General features: G+C 66.9%; 18 protein-coding genes. 5 read left to right on the top strand and 13 right to left on the bottom strand.

All coding sequences use genetic code 11. The annotated features are described in order from the left end of the window. The first annotated feature begins 50 nt into the window (after positions 1–50). From ACRYRV_RS00570 to flgL, 4 genes are all read left to right on the top strand, one after another. A complete protein-coding gene (locus ACRYRV_RS00570) occupies positions 51–1,103 on the top strand; it encodes a flagellar basal body P-ring protein FlgI (protein ID WP_444986248.1) in 1,053 nt (350 codons plus the stop codon). Beyond that, entirely contained in the window at positions 1,103–2,248 is a 1,146-nt protein-coding gene (gene flgJ, locus ACRYRV_RS00565; RefSeq protein WP_444984293.1) for a flagellar assembly peptidoglycan hydrolase FlgJ, read from the top strand. Before ACRYRV_RS00570 ends, flgJ begins: the two co-directional genes overlap by 1 nt. A gap of 113 nt (positions 2,249–2,361) precedes the next feature. Then, positions 2,362–3,981, top strand: coding sequence for a flagellar hook-associated protein FlgK (gene flgK / locus ACRYRV_RS00560; RefSeq protein WP_444984294.1), 1,620 nt, complete (start codon positions 2,362–2,364; stop codon positions 3,979–3,981). 18 nt (positions 3,982–3,999) lie between these two features. After that, positions 4,000–4,890: a flagellar hook-associated protein FlgL gene (gene flgL / locus ACRYRV_RS00555; protein WP_444984295.1), complete on the top strand. Its 891-nt coding sequence runs from the start codon at positions 4,000–4,002 to the stop codon at positions 4,888–4,890. Positions 4,891–4,985: 95 nt separating this feature from the next. On the opposite strand, the gene fliR is transcribed toward flgL, so the two are convergent. From fliR to fliF, 13 genes are all read right to left on the bottom strand, one after another. Beyond that, on the bottom strand, positions 4,986–5,774 hold the full coding sequence (gene fliR / locus ACRYRV_RS00550; protein WP_444984296.1) for a flagellar biosynthetic protein FliR: 789 nt from the start codon (positions 5,772–5,774) through the stop codon (positions 4,986–4,988). Between the two features lie 7 nt (positions 5,775–5,781). Next, positions 5,782–6,051: a flagellar biosynthesis protein FliQ gene (gene fliQ / locus ACRYRV_RS00545; protein WP_110069257.1), complete on the bottom strand. Its 270-nt coding sequence runs from the start codon at positions 6,049–6,051 to the stop codon at positions 5,782–5,784. A gap of 42 nt (positions 6,052–6,093) precedes the next feature. Beyond that, on the bottom strand, positions 6,094–6,822 hold the full coding sequence (fliP, locus tag ACRYRV_RS00540; protein WP_444986250.1) for a flagellar type III secretion system pore protein FliP: 729 nt from the start codon (positions 6,820–6,822) through the stop codon (positions 6,094–6,096). Between the two features lie 14 nt (positions 6,823–6,836). Next, positions 6,837–7,292, bottom strand: coding sequence for a flagellar biosynthetic protein FliO (gene fliO, locus ACRYRV_RS00535; RefSeq protein WP_444984297.1), 456 nt, complete (start codon positions 7,290–7,292; stop codon positions 6,837–6,839). Next, positions 7,289–7,798 carry a flagellar motor switch protein FliN gene (fliN, locus tag ACRYRV_RS00530; RefSeq protein WP_444984298.1) on the bottom strand — a complete coding sequence of 170 codons (510 nt, stop codon included), beginning with the start codon at positions 7,796–7,798 and terminating at the stop codon, positions 7,289–7,291. The genes fliO and fliN overlap by 4 nt, the downstream gene beginning before the upstream one ends. After that, positions 7,791–8,834, bottom strand: coding sequence for a flagellar motor switch protein FliM (fliM, locus tag ACRYRV_RS00525; protein ID WP_444984299.1), 1,044 nt, complete (start codon positions 8,832–8,834; stop codon positions 7,791–7,793). Before fliM ends, fliN begins: the two co-directional genes overlap by 8 nt. A 14-nt stretch (positions 8,835–8,848) precedes the next feature. After that, positions 8,849–9,319 (bottom strand): flagellar basal body-associated protein FliL, encoded by a 471-nt coding sequence (gene fliL / locus ACRYRV_RS00520; RefSeq protein WP_309636972.1) that lies wholly within the window; start codon positions 9,317–9,319, stop codon positions 8,849–8,851. A gap of 171 nt (positions 9,320–9,490) precedes the next feature. Then, positions 9,491–10,870 (bottom strand): flagellar hook-length control protein FliK, encoded by a 1,380-nt coding sequence (locus tag ACRYRV_RS00515; RefSeq protein WP_444984300.1) that lies wholly within the window; start codon positions 10,868–10,870, stop codon positions 9,491–9,493. 13 nt (positions 10,871–10,883) lie between these two features. Continuing rightward, the gene (gene fliJ / locus ACRYRV_RS00510; RefSeq protein WP_309636970.1) at positions 10,884–11,342 is read right to left on the bottom strand and encodes a flagellar export protein FliJ; all 459 of its coding nucleotides are present in this window, start codon (positions 11,340–11,342) and stop codon (positions 10,884–10,886) included. After that, on the bottom strand, positions 11,339–12,730 hold the full coding sequence (fliI, locus tag ACRYRV_RS00505) for a flagellar protein export ATPase FliI (RefSeq protein ID WP_444984301.1): 1,392 nt from the start codon (positions 12,728–12,730) through the stop codon (positions 11,339–11,341). The genes fliJ and fliI overlap by 4 nt, the downstream gene beginning before the upstream one ends. Further along, entirely contained in the window at positions 12,727–13,491 is a 765-nt protein-coding gene (locus ACRYRV_RS00500; protein ID WP_444984302.1) for a flagellar assembly protein FliH, read from the bottom strand. Before ACRYRV_RS00500 ends, fliI begins: the two co-directional genes overlap by 4 nt. Further along, on the bottom strand, positions 13,484–14,491 hold the full coding sequence (fliG, locus tag ACRYRV_RS00495) for a flagellar motor switch protein FliG (protein ID WP_309636967.1): 1,008 nt from the start codon (positions 14,489–14,491) through the stop codon (positions 13,484–13,486). The genes ACRYRV_RS00500 and fliG overlap by 8 nt, the downstream gene beginning before the upstream one ends. Beyond that, positions 14,484–16,223: a flagellar basal-body MS-ring/collar protein FliF gene (gene fliF / locus ACRYRV_RS00490; protein ID WP_444984303.1), complete on the bottom strand. Its 1,740-nt coding sequence runs from the start codon at positions 16,221–16,223 to the stop codon at positions 14,484–14,486. Before fliF ends, fliG begins: the two co-directional genes overlap by 8 nt. 272 nt (positions 16,224–16,495) lie before the next feature. Between fliF and fliE the strand changes: the two genes are divergently transcribed. After that, on the top strand, positions 16,496–16,825 hold the full coding sequence (fliE, locus tag ACRYRV_RS00485; protein ID WP_444984304.1) for a flagellar hook-basal body complex protein FliE: 330 nt from the start codon (positions 16,496–16,498) through the stop codon (positions 16,823–16,825). The last annotated feature ends 5 nt before the right edge of the window (positions 16,826–16,830 follow it).

Here is a 16,830-nt window from a genome sequence, read left to right as displayed (position 1 = left end):
TTCACCCCCTTGCCAGCCTGCTGCTGCTGGCGGCCCTGCTGGTGCTTGCCATGCCCGCCCAGGCGGAGCGCATCCGCGAGCTGGCCAGCTTTGCCGGCGTGCGCGATAACGTTCTGGTGGGCTACGGCCTGGTAGTGGGCCTCGATGGTACCGGCGACCAGACCATGCAGGCGCCCTTTACCGGCCAGAGCCTGACCAACATGCTCTCGGAGCTTGGCATCAGCGTGCCGCCCGGCACCAACATGCAGCTGCGCAACGTGGCGGCGGTCATGATCACTGCCGACCTGCCGCCCTTTTCCCGCCCGGGCCAGCGCATCGATATCAACGTCTCCTCGGTGGGCAACGCCCGTAGCCTGCGCGGCGGCACGCTGCTGATGACGCCGCTGAAAGGTGCCGATGGCGAGACCTACGCCATCGCCCAGGGCAATGTCCTGGTGGTAGGCGCTGGCGCCGAGGGGGGTGGCAGCGCCGTGCAGATCAACCAGCAGGCCGGCGGGCGCATCGCCGGCGGTGCCATGGTGGAGCGTGAGGTGCCGCTGGACCTCGGGGCTAACGGCGGCCTGCTGGAGTTGGAGCTCAAGCAGGCGGATTTCGGGACCGCTCAGCGTGTGGTCACTGCCATCAACCAGGAGTTCGGTCGCCCGGTGGCCTCCGCGCGCAATGGCCGGGTGATTGCACTCGACGGGCCGATGAACGACAACTCAAGGGTCAACTTCATGGCTCAGGTGGAGAACATTCGCGTAACGCCTACCGAAGCACCGGCCAAGGTGGTGCTCAACTCCCGTACGGGCTCGGTGGTGATGAACAGTGCGGTGACCCTGCGTCATGCCGCGGTGGCCCACGGTAACCTCTCCATCGTGATCGATACCCGCTTCGCGGTTAGCCAGCCGCCTCCCTTCAGCCCGGGTGAGACCGTGGTGATTCCCGAAACCGATATCGAGATCGAGCAGCAGGATGCCTATCTGCAGGTGGTGGAAGGCGCCGACCTGGTCGATGTGGTCAACGCCCTCAATGCGCTGGGGGCCACGCCCCAGGACCTGATGGCGATCCTGGAAGCGCTCAAGGCGGCAGGCTCGCTGCGCGCCGACCTGGAGATACTCTGATGAGCTTGCCAGACGCGAGCGGGCAGTTTGCCCTTGACGTGCAGGGCCTCAACCGTCTCAGGTACAGCGCCCGGCACAATCCTGAAGAGGGGGTGCGCGGTGCCGCCGAACAGTTCGAGGCGCTGTTCATTCAAATGATGCTCAAGAGCATGCGCGACACCATCCCGCAGAGCGACCTGATGGAGAGCCAGGCCACCGAGATGTACCAGTCGATGCTGGACCAGCAGTGGTCTCAGGTGATGGCGACGCGGGGCATTGGCCTTGCCGACAAGCTGGTGGCCCAGCTGGAGCGCAGCGGTGTGGTCTCCTCCGAATCGCAGCGCGGTAGCGCGGTGGACGAGCTGATCGCCGGCATTCCCCGGGGCACGCCGCGGCCGCTACGAGATGCGCTGATCGAGGGCGACCCCGAGCGAGAGCCTGCCCCTGCGCCTCGCCGCCCCCCGGAGGAGTCCGTGACGGCGGCGCCCAGCCACTTCCTGGAGGCCCTGCAGACAGAGTCGGTGGACTTCATGGCGCGTATCGAGGCCGCACGCTCTGCCGCCGAGACGACCGTGCCGGCAGCTCCCCCCGTCGGGGAGGCCGCCGCGGTAGCGCCCGCGCCCGCCAGGGAGCGCGCCGGCAGCGCGCCGGATCACGTCCAGGCCTTCCTGAACAAGCTGGCGTCTCCGGCCGCGGCGGCCAGCCAGCGCACCGGGGTCCCCGCCGAGCTGATCCTGGCCCAGGCCGCCCTGGAGACCGGCTGGGGGCGCCATGAAATCGCCACCGCCGACGGACGCAACAGCCATAACCTCTTCGGCATCAAGGCGGGCAGCCGCTGGCAGGGCCCTACCACCGAGGTGGTCACCCATGAGTACCTCGACGGCCGGCGCACCCGGGTGACCGACAGCTTTCGGGTCTATGACTCCTTCGAGGAGGCGTTCACCGACTATGCCCGCCTGATCGGCGAGAACCCGCGCTACGCCGGCGTGGCGTCGGCCGCTACGCCGGAGCAGGCGGCGCGGGCCCTGCAGTCGGGGGGCTATGCCACTGACCCTGCCTATGCCGACAAGCTGATCGCTGTGATGGGCACCCTGGAGGGCGCCGAAAGGACGCTCGCCAGCGCTGCCGGCCAACGGCCAGATGACCTGGTGTTCCTGCGCTATTGATCGAGATTGTCGGGCGGCCGGCTCGCCGCTGCCCAAAACGCCATGACAAGTTTGACTCAAGATGTTGGCGCCGCTGCCGATAGACGAACGAGTAGGTTCAAGGACACGACACCATGAGCATCTTCAACATCGGCATCAGCGGCCTCAACGTGGCCCAGAGCGCCCTGACGACGACCAGCAAGAACATCAGCAACGTCTACACGCCCGGCTACAATCGGGAGGTTACCCTCCTCGGCGAAGCGAAGGGAAATGGCGGCGTTCAGGTCAACGAGACACAGCGGCAGTTCGACCAGTTCGTGTCCGGCCAGCTCAACGCGGCCACCAGCCAGTCCAGGGCGCTGGCCGCCTACGAGGGCCAGCTCAGCCAGATCGACAACCTGCTGGCCGACGGTGATGCCGGACTGGCGCCGCTGATGCAGAACTTCTTTGCTGCGGTGCAGGATCTCACCGGTGCGCCTTCCGATCCGGCAACCCGCCAGGGGCTGCTGGGGGCGGCGGATATGCTGACCTCTCAGTTCCGCTCCTTCGATGGCTACCTCTCCGATATGCAGCAGGGCGTCAACGGCCAGCTGCGTGATGAGGTCTCCCAGATCAACACCCTGACCGGGCAGGTTGCCGACCTCAACCGCGAGATTGCCCTGGTGCGGGGGCGTACCGGCGAGATACCCAACGGGCTGCTCAACCAGCGCGACCACCTGGTGGCCAAGCTGAGCGAGCACATGGACGTGCGGCTGAGCGTGCAGGATGGTCGCAGCTACAGCGTGACATTGCCGGACGGCCAGCCGCTGGTGAACGGTCAGAAGGCCTATGCCCTCGAGGTCGTCAGGTCGCCCAACGACCCTCAGCGCGAAGTGATCGGCTATGGCGGGCCTGGCGGGAAGACGCAGCCGCTGCCGGAAACGGCCATTCGTGGCGGCACCGTGGGTGGCCTGATGGCCTTTCGCAGCGAGGCCCTGGACAGGGTGCAGAACCAGCTGGGGCAGCTGACCGTCTCCCTGGGTGTCGCCGTCAACCGGCTGCAGGGCGAAGGGGAGGACCTCAACGGTGATCCCGGCGAGCCCCTCTTCTCGGTGCCTTCACCCAGGGTCAATGCCTATACCGGCAATCGCTCGGGTGCCACGGCGACGGCCGAGATCGACGTGGATAATATCGACCAGCTGCGCGCCGCCGACTATACCCTGCGCTTCGGTGCCAACGGTGCGGTGGAGATCATCAACAAGGCGAACGGGCAGCGCAGCTCGGGTCAGCTGAGTGATGGCAATACCCTCAGCTTCGGTGGCGTCACCCTAGGTTTCAGCCAGGTGCCGGGCAGCGGTGACCGCTTCGAGGTGCGGCCGGTGCGCCATGCGGCCGGTGAGTTCAACAACCTGATCAGTGACCTCGACAGGATCGTCGCCGGTGAGCCCGACGGAGGCAGCGGCGACAATCGCATCGCCCTGCAGATGCAGCGCCTCCAGGACGAACCCATCGTGGGCGGCAACGCCAGCCTGACCCAGGCCTATTCGGGCATTGTCAACGAGGTCGGCAATCGCACGTCGGTCGTGCAGGCCAACCTCGAGGCGCGCCAGGGCATTACCGACCAGCTGCGGGCGGTCCAGCAGTCGGAGTCCGGGGTCAACCTGGACGAGGAAGCGGCCAACCTGCTGCGCTTCCAGCAGTTCTATGCGGCCAATGCCCGGGTGATCGACACCGCCTCGACCCTCTTCGACACCCTGCTCGGGTTGCGTAACTGAGTCTGGAGAGAATAAGCCATGCGTATCAGCACCGTGACCATGTTCGAGCAGAGCCTCAACTCCCTCAATCGCCAGCAGGGCGAGTTTCTGAAGGTGGGGCAGCAGATCGCCTCGGGGCGCCGGGTGGTCAACCCCTCCGATGACCCCCTGGCGGCCTCCCGCGCCGTTTCGGTTGGTCAGTCCATCTCCTCCGTGGAGCAGTTCAGCACCGCCCGGGTCAGCGTGCGCAACAGCCTGAGTCAGGGGGAGAGCGTCCTCAACAGCGTCAGCGACAGCCTGATTCGCGCCAAGACGCTGCTGGTCCAGGCCTCGAGTGACACCCTGAGCCCCGCGGATCGCCAGTCGGTGGCCGCCGAGCTGCGCGGCCTGCGCGAAGGACTGCTGGGCCAGGCCAATACCACCGATGGCAACGGGCGCTATCTGTTTGGCGGCTTCCAGGATAACGCGCCGCCGTTCGAGCGCGACGGCGACGCTATCACCTATGAGGGCGACAGCAATGTCCGGGTGCAGCGCGTCGACGGCTTTCGTGAGATGCCGGTATCGGACCCGGGTGACGCCATTTTCGGTGATATCTTCGACACCCTGCAGACAGCCATCGGGGTCCTGGAGGCCGAAGGCCAGCAGGTCGACCATGAGAGCCTCAGGCAAGCCATGCGGGATGTCGATGCCAGCTTCGACAATGTGCTGACCGTGCGCGCCTCCATGGGAGCGCGGCTCAACGAGCTCGACGCCATCGATACCGTGGCCGGCAACCGCATGCTCAGCTATCAGCAGACGCTCTCCCAGCTGGTCGACCTCGACTATGCGGAGGCGATCACGGAATACAGCCTGCGCCAGGTAGGGCTCCAGGCCGCCCAGCGTGCTTATGTCGATGTCCAGGGGCTGTCACTGTTCGACTATCTGCGCTGAACCTGAGATTTCCCTGATCCGGGCGACGCCACTCTCGTTGCCCGGTGATCCCCTTGCCCGGACGCACCACCGTCCGGGCCTTTTTATGGCCTGAGTTAGGCCAGCGGGGCAAGGGTATCCAGCAGCTCCTGCATAAAGCCCAGGGCATTGGCAAAGAGCCCCTGCAGGAAGCGCCCGATATCGGTCATCAGCACGGTCATCAGCGCCAGGCCCACGGTCAGCGAGGTGGGAAAGCCGATATTGAACACCGTCAGCTGGGGCGCCGAGCGGTTGAGGATGCCCATCGAGAGGTTGATGATCAAGAGTGAGCCCACCAGCGGCAGGGCCAGCAGCATGCCGGACATGAAGATGGTGCCCCCATAGCGGGCCAGCATCTCGAAACCGCCGGCGTTGAAGCCGCCGAGGCCCAGGGGCAGGGTATCGAAGCTGGTGGCGAGAATCTCCAGCACGATGAGATGCCCATTGAAGGCCAGGAACATCAGCAGCGTGATCATGTAGAGGTAGCGTGAGAGGACCACCATGTTGGTGCCGCTGCTCGGATCGAAGAAGGTGGCAAACGCCAGGCCCATCTGCAGGCCGATAAATTCGCCGGTGGCCTGCACCACCGCGAAGGTGACGTGCATGACCAGGCCGATGGCGATGCCGATCAGCATCTGCTCGACCATGATGCCGAAGCCCGCCCAGGAGACCAGCGGCACGTCGGGCAGCGCAATCGTTGGCGCGATGACCATGGCGACCAGCGCCGCCAGCCCCACCTTGGCCTGGTTGGGTACGCTGGAGTGTCCCCAGAGGGGGGAGGCGGCCAGGAAGGCGGTAATTCGCGCAAAGGGCCACAGGAAGGCCAGGATCCACGCCTGCAGCTGGGCGAAGGTCACCTCTACCATGCCGGCCTTAGGACACCATCATGGGGATATTGAGAAACAGCTCCCGGGTGAAGTCGGTGATCAGCTTGAGCAGCCAGGGACCGGCCAGAATCAGCACCAGAAAGACCCCGAGAATCTTGGGGATGAACGACAGGGTCATCTCGTTGATCTGGGTGGCGGCCTGAAAGAGGCTGACCGTGAGGCCCGTCAGCAGGGCGGTGATCAGCAGGGGGCCGGCCAGGAAGAGGGTGACCTTCATGCCCTGGTAGGCCAGGCCCATCACCATTTCCGGTGTCATCGTTCTCTCCTCGCGCCCCGGTGGACGCTAGATATGAGGGCGCTAGATATAGAAGCTCTGGGCCAGTGAGCCCACGATCAGCTGCCAGCCATCCACCAGCACGAAGAGCATCAGCTTGAAGGGCAGCGAGATGGTGATCGGCGGCACCATCATCATGCCCAGTGACATCAGGGTGCTGGCCACCACCAGGTCGATGATCAGGAAGGGAATAAAGACCATGAAGCCGATCTGGAAGGCGGTCTTGAGCTCGCTGGTCACGAAAGCGGGTACCAGGATTCTGAGCGGCACGTCCTCGGGGCCCTGCATGGGTCCCACATCGGCGAGCCGAGCGAACAGGGCCAGGTCGGGCTCCCGGGTCTGGGCCAGCATGAACTCGCGAAAGGGCTCCTGGGCGAGGACCAGGAACTCCTCGAAGTTGATCTCTTCGGCGGAGAGCGGCACCCAGGCGGTGTCGTAGACCAGCTGAAAGACCGGGGCCATCACGAAGAAGGTCAGGAACAGCGCCAGCCCCAGCAGCACCTGGTTGGGGGGAGTGGCCTGGGTGCCCATGGCGGTGCGCAGCAGGCCAAGCACGATGATGATGCGGGTGAAACCGGTCATCATCAGCAGCATGGCCGGCAGGAAGGCCATGGCGCTGAGCAGCAGCAGCGTCTGCAGCTGGATCGACCACTGCTGGCCGCCATCCTCCAGGGGCTGGCTGATGATCCCCGGCAGCTGCTGGGCCGCGGCCGCTACCGGCAGGAGCAGCAGCAGGGCGGCGCCGATCAGCAGGAAGAGCGCGCGCTTCACGATTTGCCTCGCCCCACGCCGGCTCGCTCCTTGAGACCGGCATTGTGCCTGAGCGCCTTGGCGAAGCGGGTCGCGAAGCTGTCGCCTGGCTCGAAGCCTGCGCCCGACGGGGGCGCGCCTGACTCCTGCGGCGGTGCCGCCATCTCGTGGAGCTTGTTGACCTGGCCGCCACCCACACCGAGCACCAGCCAGCGCTCCTCTACTTGAACGATCACCACCCGCTCACGGGGGCCCACGGCCGCGGCGCTTATCACGCGCAGGCGGCCGCCGGTGGGCTGGCGGTGCAGCTGCAGCCGCTTGAGCAGGGCGCTGGCCACGAAGATGATCGCCAGTACCAGCGCCAGGGCGGCGGCGGTCTTGCCAAGGGTGGCCATGCCGACCAGGGCATCGCCACCCAGGCTGACCGCCTCCAGGCTACTGGCGGTAGTCTCGCTGACGGGAGTATCGCTCATTTGTTCAGCTTCTGGACCCGCTCGGAGGGGGTGATGATCTCGGTGATGCGAATGCCGTACCTGTCCTCCACCACCACGACTTCGCCCTGGGCGATGAGATAGCCGTTGATCAGGATGTCCATGGGCTCGCCGGCCAGGCCGTCGAGCTCGATGACCGAGCCCTGGGCAAGTTCCAGGAGCTGCTTGATGGTGATCCGGGTCCGGCCCAGCTCCACGGCGAGCTTGACCGGAATGTCCATGATCATTTCCAGGTCACGGGCGCCGCGAGAGCCGCCGCCCTGTTCCAGCGGGCGAAAGACGCTGTCGCCGGCGGCCCTGGCCGGGGCCGGGGTGGGAGGGGGTTCGGCAGCCGCGCTATCCGCCTCGGCGGCGGCCTGCTCGGCCATCGCCTCGGCCCAGGGGTCGTCATCGGCAGCAGAGGGGGCGTTGCCTCCCTCCTGCTCGGCCATGGCGCTGGCCCAGTCGTCGTCGCCGATGGGCTGATCGGGTTTCTTGGGATCAGTCATTCTTCGATTCCTTGGATGGCGGCGCCGACCCCTTGACGAAGGTGTCGGGCGAGGCGCTGCTCGGGGCGTGGTCGATCATCCTCAGCACCCGCAGCGCGCGTTGTGCATGCTGGCTTCCATACTCGCACTCCATGACGGGGACGCCGTCCACGCGAGCGGTCACCGTTTCGGGAAGCTCGAGGGGCAGAATATCGCCCTCCTTGAGGGCCATGACGTGGGCGATACGGGTAGGGATGGTGGCGAAATCGGCGACCAGCTCTACCTCGGAGTGCCGGATTTCACCCGCCATGCGCCGCTTCCAGGTGCCATCGTCATGAGTGCTGTCGTTGAGCGGATTGGAGAGCAGGTCCCGGAGGGGTTCGATCATGGCGTAGGGCATGCAGATCTGGAACTTGCTCGACAGGCTGCCTACCTCGATGTTGAACGAGGTGTTGACCACGATCTCGTTGGGAGAGTTGGTGATATTGGCGAACTTTGACTGCATTTCCGAGCGCAGGTAGCTGATCTCCAGCGGGTAGACCGACTTCCAGGATTCGGCGTAGGCGTCGATGGCCAGATGCAGCAGGCGCATGATGATGCGCTGTTCGGTATTGGTGAACTCGCGGCCCTCGGAGCGGGTCAGGAAGCGCCCGTCGCCGCCGAAGAGGTTGTCTACCACCATGAAGACCAGTGCCGGTGGAAAGACGATCAGCGCCGAGCCGCGCAGGGGTTTCATGGCGATCATATTGATATTGGTCGGCACCGGCACGTTGCGAGAGAACTCGCTATAGCTCAGGTAGCGCACAGAGTCCACGGTGATGTCGGCGCTGCGACGAAGCAGGTTGAAGAGCCCCATGCGGAAATGCCTGGCAAAGCGCTCGTTGATGATGTCGAGGGCATGCAGGCGTTCGCGAATGACCCTGTGCTGGGTGGCTGGGTCGTAGGGGCGGATCCGGGCATCATGGGCACCGCTGGCAGGGCCGGCATCCTCCTCGCCGCTGACCCCCTTGAGCAGGGCGTCGATCTCTTCCTGCGAGAGCAGATCGTCTTGTGACATGGGGCTCGATCCGCTTATTGAACGATGAATTCGGTAAAGAGTACGGCTTCTATGTCGAGGTCTGGCTGGTGCTCCGTCATTGGCTCGTGAAGCGTGGCCATGACCTTTGCCGCCAGCTGAACCTTGCCATCGGGCTGGGACAGCTCACTCGCCTGCTGTCCCGAGAAGAGCAGCAGCAGCCGGCTTCTGACCTGCGGCATGTGCTCCTTCAGGATGTCTCTGGTCTCATGGTCGCCGACCTTGAGAGAGATTCCGGTGTAAAGCAGGCGGCTGCCGTAGACGTCGTCGGCCAGGTTCACGGTGAAGGGGTCGATCTTCACGAAGATAGGCGCGCGACGCTCGGGTGCGGCCTGGGCCTGTGAGGCGTGGTGCTCGCCCTTACCCATCATCATGTAGAGCGTCGCCCCCGCTGCCGAGAGCGAGACGACAACCAGAATTGCCATCAGCCACAGCAGCTTGCTTGAGCCACCACCGGTTTTTGCCATTGCCTTGCTACCTCTGGGCGCCGAGCGCTAAAGAGTCGAGTGCCATGCTATCCAGTATGCCCGTGATGCGGCCGGGCCCATGGTGAAAACAGGCCCGGGTTAAGGGCCTTTCTCGGCTATTTGGCCCGGCAGCAGGGTGATGCTCGGGCCATGGCTGGGGGGCGAACCCGATCAGGCGTAGAGGTCGACCCGGCCAGCCTCGATCAGCTGTCCATCTGGAGCAGGAACGGGGATGAGGCTCTCTATCTCCGCACTGTCCGAGGCGGAGCTGCTGGGGGGGGCGCCACCTGCGAACGCCTGGCGCTGCTCCTGGCCCTGCTGACGCTGCTCGCCGACGGAGGCCTCCCCCAGGCTGATCCCCTGCTCGGCCAGGGCCTCGCGAAGCTGCGGGATCGCCTGTTCCACGGCCTGGCGGACCGAGGCGTGGGCCGAGAGGAACTGGGCCTGAGCGCCCTGCTCGCTGACCTTGAGGGAGATGGTCAGCGGGCCCAGCTCTGCCGGGTTGAGGTGCAGCTCGGCACGCTGCTCGCCGCCCCGCTGGCCGAGCAGCACCATCTGCTGGCCCAGCTGGGCCGGCCAGGCCGGGCTGGTCAGCGGAGCGGCCAGGCTGGCCTGGGAGGCGCTGGCCGCCGAGGCCGTGCCGGCTGTCGCAGCGGTACTGCCGGCTGCGCCCTGGGCGGTCAGGTGCGCGACCCCCTCCGGGCGCGGTTCGCCCCGTGGCTCGCCGGTAGGCAGGGGCGTGTCGGCTTGGGGGCCGGAGGCCGCGGTCACGGCCTGGCGCGCGGCATGATCGAGGGGCGCGCGCTCCAGGCTCGCGGCGGCCTGAGGCGCGGCGCGGCGCTCCTGGAGGGCCTGCCTGGCTTCGCTCTCCCGGAGCGTCTCCTGGCCGAAGGGAGCCGCCGGCTCGGCGCGCTGGCCCTGGTGGCCAATGGCGTCGGCGGCCATGGCCAGGGGCGTCGCCATGGCGGCGGTGTCCTGGGCAGGGGCTCCCGGCACGGCGTCGGCAGTGACCGTCCGGAGCAGGCGGGGTGGGAACGGAAGCTCGCCCGTCTGCATGCCGGGCCGGCGATCAGGGCGCCCATCGAGGCGCGGGGCCTGAAGCGAGCGTTCGTCCGGCCGCGGGCCAAGCTCAAGACCGGGGCGGACATCGGGATGCGCATCGAGCGTCAGCGGCGCCTGGTGCGGCTGAAGATCAAGACGCCCCTCGGCCAGGGCCGCGGCGTCCGCCAGGTCGGCCACCCCTTCGCCCGCGGAGGCGATCAGCTGCAGCCGCCGGGTGATGTCGGCCAGGGCTCCCTCGTCGGCGGTGGGGGAGGGGGCATCACCTCCGGCGGCAATGACCAGGTTCTGCCGCAGCGCCGTCGGGAGGGGCGGGCCACCGGCAGTGCCGCTGAGCTGGGCCGGGGAGGGAGCCTCCTCGCCGTCGAGGGGTTCTTGCAGGCCCGCCAGGGTATCGGCAAACCCCTGGGAAGGGAGGCCGTCTCTGCCGCCGGGGGCGCCGACGGGGCGTGACTGATCACCGATAGTGGAGAGCAGCAGGGCAATATCCATGGTCACTCCGACGTCATATATCCGAGGCATAGCGGGCGCGGGCCAGGCGGCCGTTGACCAGGTCATCGTTGAGGCGCAGCTCCTGGCGCGCCTCATGGCGCCGCTGTTCCTGCTGACGGCGAGCGGCCAGGGTATCGTAGGAAGACAGCCTGCGCTGCTCCTGCTGCCACTGGGTCTGGCGCTGGCTAACGCGCTGCTGCTGGGCCTTCAGGGCCTGCTGGGCGCGTGCCAGGGCGGCATCCAGGGAGTCGAGAAACTGCTGGTAGTTGCGCATGCTGGCCGGGTCGATGCCCTCGCTCATGGCCTGCTGCAGCTTCTGGGCATACTCGAGGCGATACTGGTGCAGAGCCTCGAGCTGTCCGGCCACCTGCTGCTCGTTGTGACGCTCGCTGGCGAGCGCCTGGCCGGCCTGGTCGCGGGAGCCCTGGGCCAGTTCGATCAAGGTATCAAGCGGTGAAGCGTTGGCGCTCATCGGTTCACTCCGAGGGTCTTGGCCAGTGCCTCCAGGGAGGCATCGACCGGGGCCTGTTCATCGATCTGCTGCTGGAGGAAGGCTTCCAGGGCGGGGTAGCGCTGGATCGCCTCGTCCAGTTGGGGGTCGTTCCCCCGGGCATAGGCGCCGACGCTGATCAGGTCGCGGTTGCGCTGATAGCGTGAAAACAATCGTTTGAATGACTGTGCCAGGCGAGCCTGGTCGGGGCTGATGATCTGCGTCATGGCGCGGCTGATCGAGGCCTCGATATCGATGGCCGGGTAGTGGCCGGCTTCCGCCATGGTTCTCGACAGCACCACATGGCCGTCGAGAATGGCACGGGCGGAGTCGGCGATGGGATCCTGCTGGTCATCACCCTCGGTCAGCACCGTATAGAAGGCGGTGATGGAACCGCCACCGCGCTGGGCATTGCCGGCGCGCTCTACCAGGCCTGGCAGCTTGGCGAATACCGAAGGGGGATAGCCCTTGGTCGCCGGAGGCTCGCCGATGGCCAGGGCGATCTCCCGCTGGGCCATGGCGTAGCGGGTCAGGGAGTCCATGATCAGCAGGACGTCGCGCCCCTCGTCGCGAAAGCCCTCCGCCAGGCGAGTCGCATAGGCGGCCCCCTGCAGTCGCTGCAGGGGAGAGGTGTCGGCGGGAGCCGCCACCACCACGGCCCGGCGCCGGCCCTCCGGGCCGAGGATATTGTCGATGAAGTCCTGTACCTCTCGGCCCCGCTCGCCGATCAGGCCGACCACGATGACGTCGGCCTGAGTGAAACGGGCCATCATGCCAAGCAGGACCGACTTGCCCACGCCCGAGCCGGCAAACAGCCCCATGCGCTGGCCGCGCCCCACGCTGAGCAGGGCGTTGATGGCGCGGATGCCGACGTCGATTTGGGTCTCGATGGGTGCCCGGGAGAGCGGGTTGAGCGGAGGCGTCTGCAGGGTCGCCTGATGGGCATCATCCAGGGGGCCCAGGCCGTCCAGCGGCTCGCCGTTGCCATCCACGACTCGCCCGAGCAGCGCTTCGCCCAGCGGAAAGCGCCGTGCGCCGTTGCCGCCGCTGCCCAGTGGAAAGACGCGTGCGCCGGGCAGCAGTCCGGCGATCTCGCTCAGCGGCATCAGGAACAGCTTCTCTCCGGCGAACCCCACCACCTGGGCCTCGGCGAAGCGCGGCGGCTCGTGGCTGTAGGGCGCCGGCAGCTCGATGAGGCAGGCGCTGCCCAGGGGGGCCTGCATGCCAACCGCCTCGATGACCATCCCGGTAGCGCGCACCACCCGGCCGCTGGCGCGAAAAGGAGGCACCTTCTCGATGCGCGCCCGCACCTTGCGCAGCGACCTCTGCCAGTGCCGGTGGTAGGGGTTCGGCAGCTCGACGGCGTTCATCTGTCGCCATCCTCGGGGGGCTTGGGGGTGGCGCGCCGACGAACCTGACGCTTCACCGCTGCCCAGCGGCTCTCCCAGGTAGCATCGAGCTCGCCGCTGGCGCTGGTGACCCGGCAGCCGCCGCGGGTCACCTGATCATCGGGCTGCAGCATCCAGCCGGCGGCTGCCAGCTCATGACCCAGATGCTCCTCGACCAGGGCGTGATCCCTAGGGTGCAGCCAGAGCCGTGGCTGGCCGCTCATGCCCGGCTCGGTGTGCAGCAGGCCGCGGACGATCTCCAGCACCTGCTTGGGCCGCGCCTTGAGCGCCTCGCCGGCCAGCTGGCGGCCGGTGGCCAGGGCCAGCTCTACCAGCTCCTCGGCCAGGACCTCGTCCAGCTCATGAAGGGCGCGGCCGAATGACTGCGCCAGGGGAAGCAGCGGGGAGAGGGTATCGCGAAGCTGCTGCTCGAGCTCCGCCCGAGCCTGGGCCCGGCCCTGCTCCAGGCCTTCGGCGAGTCCCGCTTCCAGCCCCTCGGCGTGGCCGGACGCATAGCCCGCCTGGTAGCCCTCCTCGCGGGCCTCTTGCATGGCCTTCTCACGCAGGGCGTGGAGCTCCGCCTGGCGCTGGAAGGCCGCCTTGCGCCGTGCGGTCTCCTCGGGGGCCGGGGCGGCGTTTCCGGCGTCGCGCCGGGTCTGGGGCAGCTCGCCCATCTCCCAGCGCTGCCAGGACACCTCGCCGTCGTGCCGCGGTAGCGGCTGGCCCGGACGCTGCTCAGACATAGGTGTCGTCTCCGCCGGCTAGCACGATCTCGCCGCTGTCGGCCAGGCGGCGGACGACCTGCAGGATCGCCTTCTGTTCGGCTTCCACCTGGGAGATGCGAATCGGACCGCGGGCCTCCATGTCCTCGCGGATGAGGTCGGCGGCACGCTGGGACATGTTGCGCAGGAACTTGTCCATGAGCGCCTCTGGTGCGCCCTTGAGGGCCACCACCAGGGAGTTGGTATCGATCTCCTTGAGCACCAGCTGGATGCTGCGGTCGTCGAGATCCATGAGGTTCTCGAACAGGAACATCTCGTCGATGATCTTCTGGGCCAGATCCTCGCTGTGAGCGCGTACCGTCTCGATGACGGCCTCCTCCTGGCTGGAGTTCATCAGGTTGAGGATCTCGGCGGCGGTTCTTACGCCGCCCATCTTGCTGCGCTTGAGGTTCTGGCCATCGAGCATGCCGGAGAGCACCTCGGTGAGCTCCTGCAGGGCGGCCGGCTGGACGCCGCTGAAGGTGGCGATGCGCAGCACCACGTCGTTGCGCAGTTTGTCGTCGAAGAGCTCCAGCACGTTAGCCGCCTGGTGGCGCTCCAGGTGGACCATGACGGTGGCGATGATCTGGGGGTGCTCGTCGCGGATCAGCTCCGCCACCATGGAGGCTTCCATCAGGTTCAGTGCATCGATACCCGAAGTGGCGCTGGAGCTCTCCAGCACGTCCTCGATCAGGCTGGAGGCGCGCTCGCTGCCCAGCGCCTTGGTGAGCACCGAGCGGATATGGTCGCTGGAGTTCAGGTTCAGCGCGATGAACTCCTCGGTCTCGGCCTGGAAGTCGGCGAGCACCTTGCGCATCTCGTCGTGGGAGACCTGATCGAGCCTGGCCATCTCGGTACTGATGGCCTGGATCTCCCTGGAGGAGAGATACTTGAACACCTCGGCGGCGCTGTCCTCGTCGAGGGCCAGCAGCAGGATGGCGCTGCGGCGGGCGCCGCTGATGCTCTCCGCTTTCTTACTCATACTTGTTCATCCAGCTGCGTACGATCATGGCGACCATGCGGGGGTCCTCCTGGGCCATCTCGCGCAGGTCGCCGAGGTTCTGCTCGTATTCGGATGCCTTGCGGCGGCGCTTGCGCGGAACCTCGTAGGTGTCTTCGGCCGCCCTGTTGGTCTCCGTGGCCGCTGTGCCTTGGGCATCGTCGTCGCCTACCTGCACCTGCAGGGTGCTGCCGGGCGCCGCGGTGGCGACCGGTGCCTGGGTATGCCGCTTGATCAGCGGGCGGAGAATCAGCAGATAGAGCAGCAGGGCGGCCAGGGCCACCAGCAGGTAGCGGCCAATATTCAGTGCCAGCGCATGAATCTCGGGGGACTGCCACCACTCCGGCTGGTGGGTCTCGTCGCTTACCACGGAGAAGCGACTGTTGACGACCTCGATCTCATCGCCGCGAGCGGTGGAGAACCCCATGGCCTGCCTGACCAGGCGCTCGATCTGCGCCAGCTCGAGCTCCGTGAGCGGTACCCGGACCGCGGCCCCCTCTTCGTCGATCTCATCGCGGTAGTTGACCACCACGGCCGCCGTGAGGCGTTGCACCTGTCCCAGGCGGTGCTGGACGTGGGAAACGCTGCGGTCCACCTCGTAGTTGATGACTTCGTCCTGACGCAGGGTGTTGGTGGCCTGAAGCGCGACCTGCTGAGCTTCGGGGTCCCCGCCTCCTTCACCCTCGGGGAGTTCGATGGGGGAGGGGGCGGCGCCCGGCGGGGTATTGCTCAGCGCCCCGGGAATCCCCTGGGCCAGCCCCTGGTCGCCGTTATAGGCGACGCTGCCCTGGCGGCTGCGCACCGCGGCCTCGTTGGGTGTCTGGTTGGGGCCATAGCGCTCGGCGGTCTCTTCGCGGCGGGAGAAGTCGATCTGCGCCGCCACCTGGGCGCGGACGTTGTCGCGGCCCAGAATCGGCACCAGGATATTCTCGATGCGACGCTGGAAGGAGCGCTCCACCTCCTCGATGTACTCCAGCTGAGAGCCATCCAGGTCGTGGCGGCCCGCGGCCTGCGTCGAGAGCAGCCGACCGTTCTGGTCCACCACGGTGACCTCTTCGGCGTTGAGCTCCGGCACGCTGCTGGCGACCATGTGCACGATGGCGCTGACCTGCCCATCGCTGAGCAGGCGGCCCGGATGCAGGGTGAGGATGACGGAGGCCTTGGCCGGTTCGCGGTCGCGAACGAAGACCGACTGGCGGGCGAGGGCCAGGTGGACCCGGGCGCGCTCCACCGGGCCCAGCGACTCCATGGAGCGGGAGAGCTCCCCCTCCAGGCCGCGCTGGTAGTTGACCTGCTCGGCGAACTGGCTGATGCCGAAGGCCTGGTCGTCCATCAGCTCGAAGCCGACGTTGCCGCCCCGGGGCAGTCCCTGCTCGGCGAGCTGAAGGCGCAGGCCGTGTACCTGGTCGCCGGGAACCAGCAGCGCCTGGCCTCCCTGGCTGAAACGATAGGGCACGCCGCGAGCGTCCAGCTCGCTCATGATGCGACCGCCGTCGGCATCGGAGAGATTGCTGTAGAGCACGCGGTAGTCGGGGGAGCGCGCCCACATCAGCAGGGCCACGATGATCGCCACGCAGGCGGCGCCGGCGACCAAGAGAACGATCAGCGGGTTACCGCGCAGCTGCTGCAGCACGCGCTCGACTCCGTTCGAAGACCTGCCTTCCTGGCGCGACGAGCGTTCCTGTGTGCCGGTAGCTTGAGCACCATTACTCATTCACGCCACCCCCAGGGCCGGCACGAGCAATGGCGCTTGCCACTGTCATGGAAGAAAAAAGGCATTTGCAGCGTCCGTGGATCGCGATTGGCTGCCCTTGCGGCAGTCGGAACTGTGATGGCCGCTATTATCCTTCCCTCCGTCGAGCCCTAACCCGGGAAAAGCCTCTCTTTTCATTGGCAATTGCCGGGATGGCAGGGGGGGGGCGCGGTGCTAGCCTTGGCAGTCATTGACGATCATGACGTTCACCGACAGCTTGACGAGGCGCTTGCATGAGTTCACCGGCCATACAGTCCGCCCTGGCGCAGATGCAGAGCCTGGCCAGTCAGGCCGCGGGCCAGGCGGTCAAGGGGCAGCAGGTTTCCACCGCGGTGGGGGCGGGCGGGTTTGCCGGCGAGCTGCAGGCGTCGATCCAGCGTATCAATCGCCTGCAGCAGGCCTCGGCCGTCAAGGCGCAGGCCTTTCAGGCGGGGGACCCAGGCGTTGAGCTCAACGACCTGATGGTGGACATGCAGAAGGCCAGCGTGGCTTTCCAGATGGGGACCCAGGTGCGTAACCGGCTGGTCACCGCCTACAAGGATGTCATGAACATGCAGGTGTAGTGCCA

The sequence above is a fragment of the Halomonas mongoliensis genome (assembly GCF_052496345.1).
This window is presented reverse-complemented; position numbering and strand designations above follow the sequence as displayed.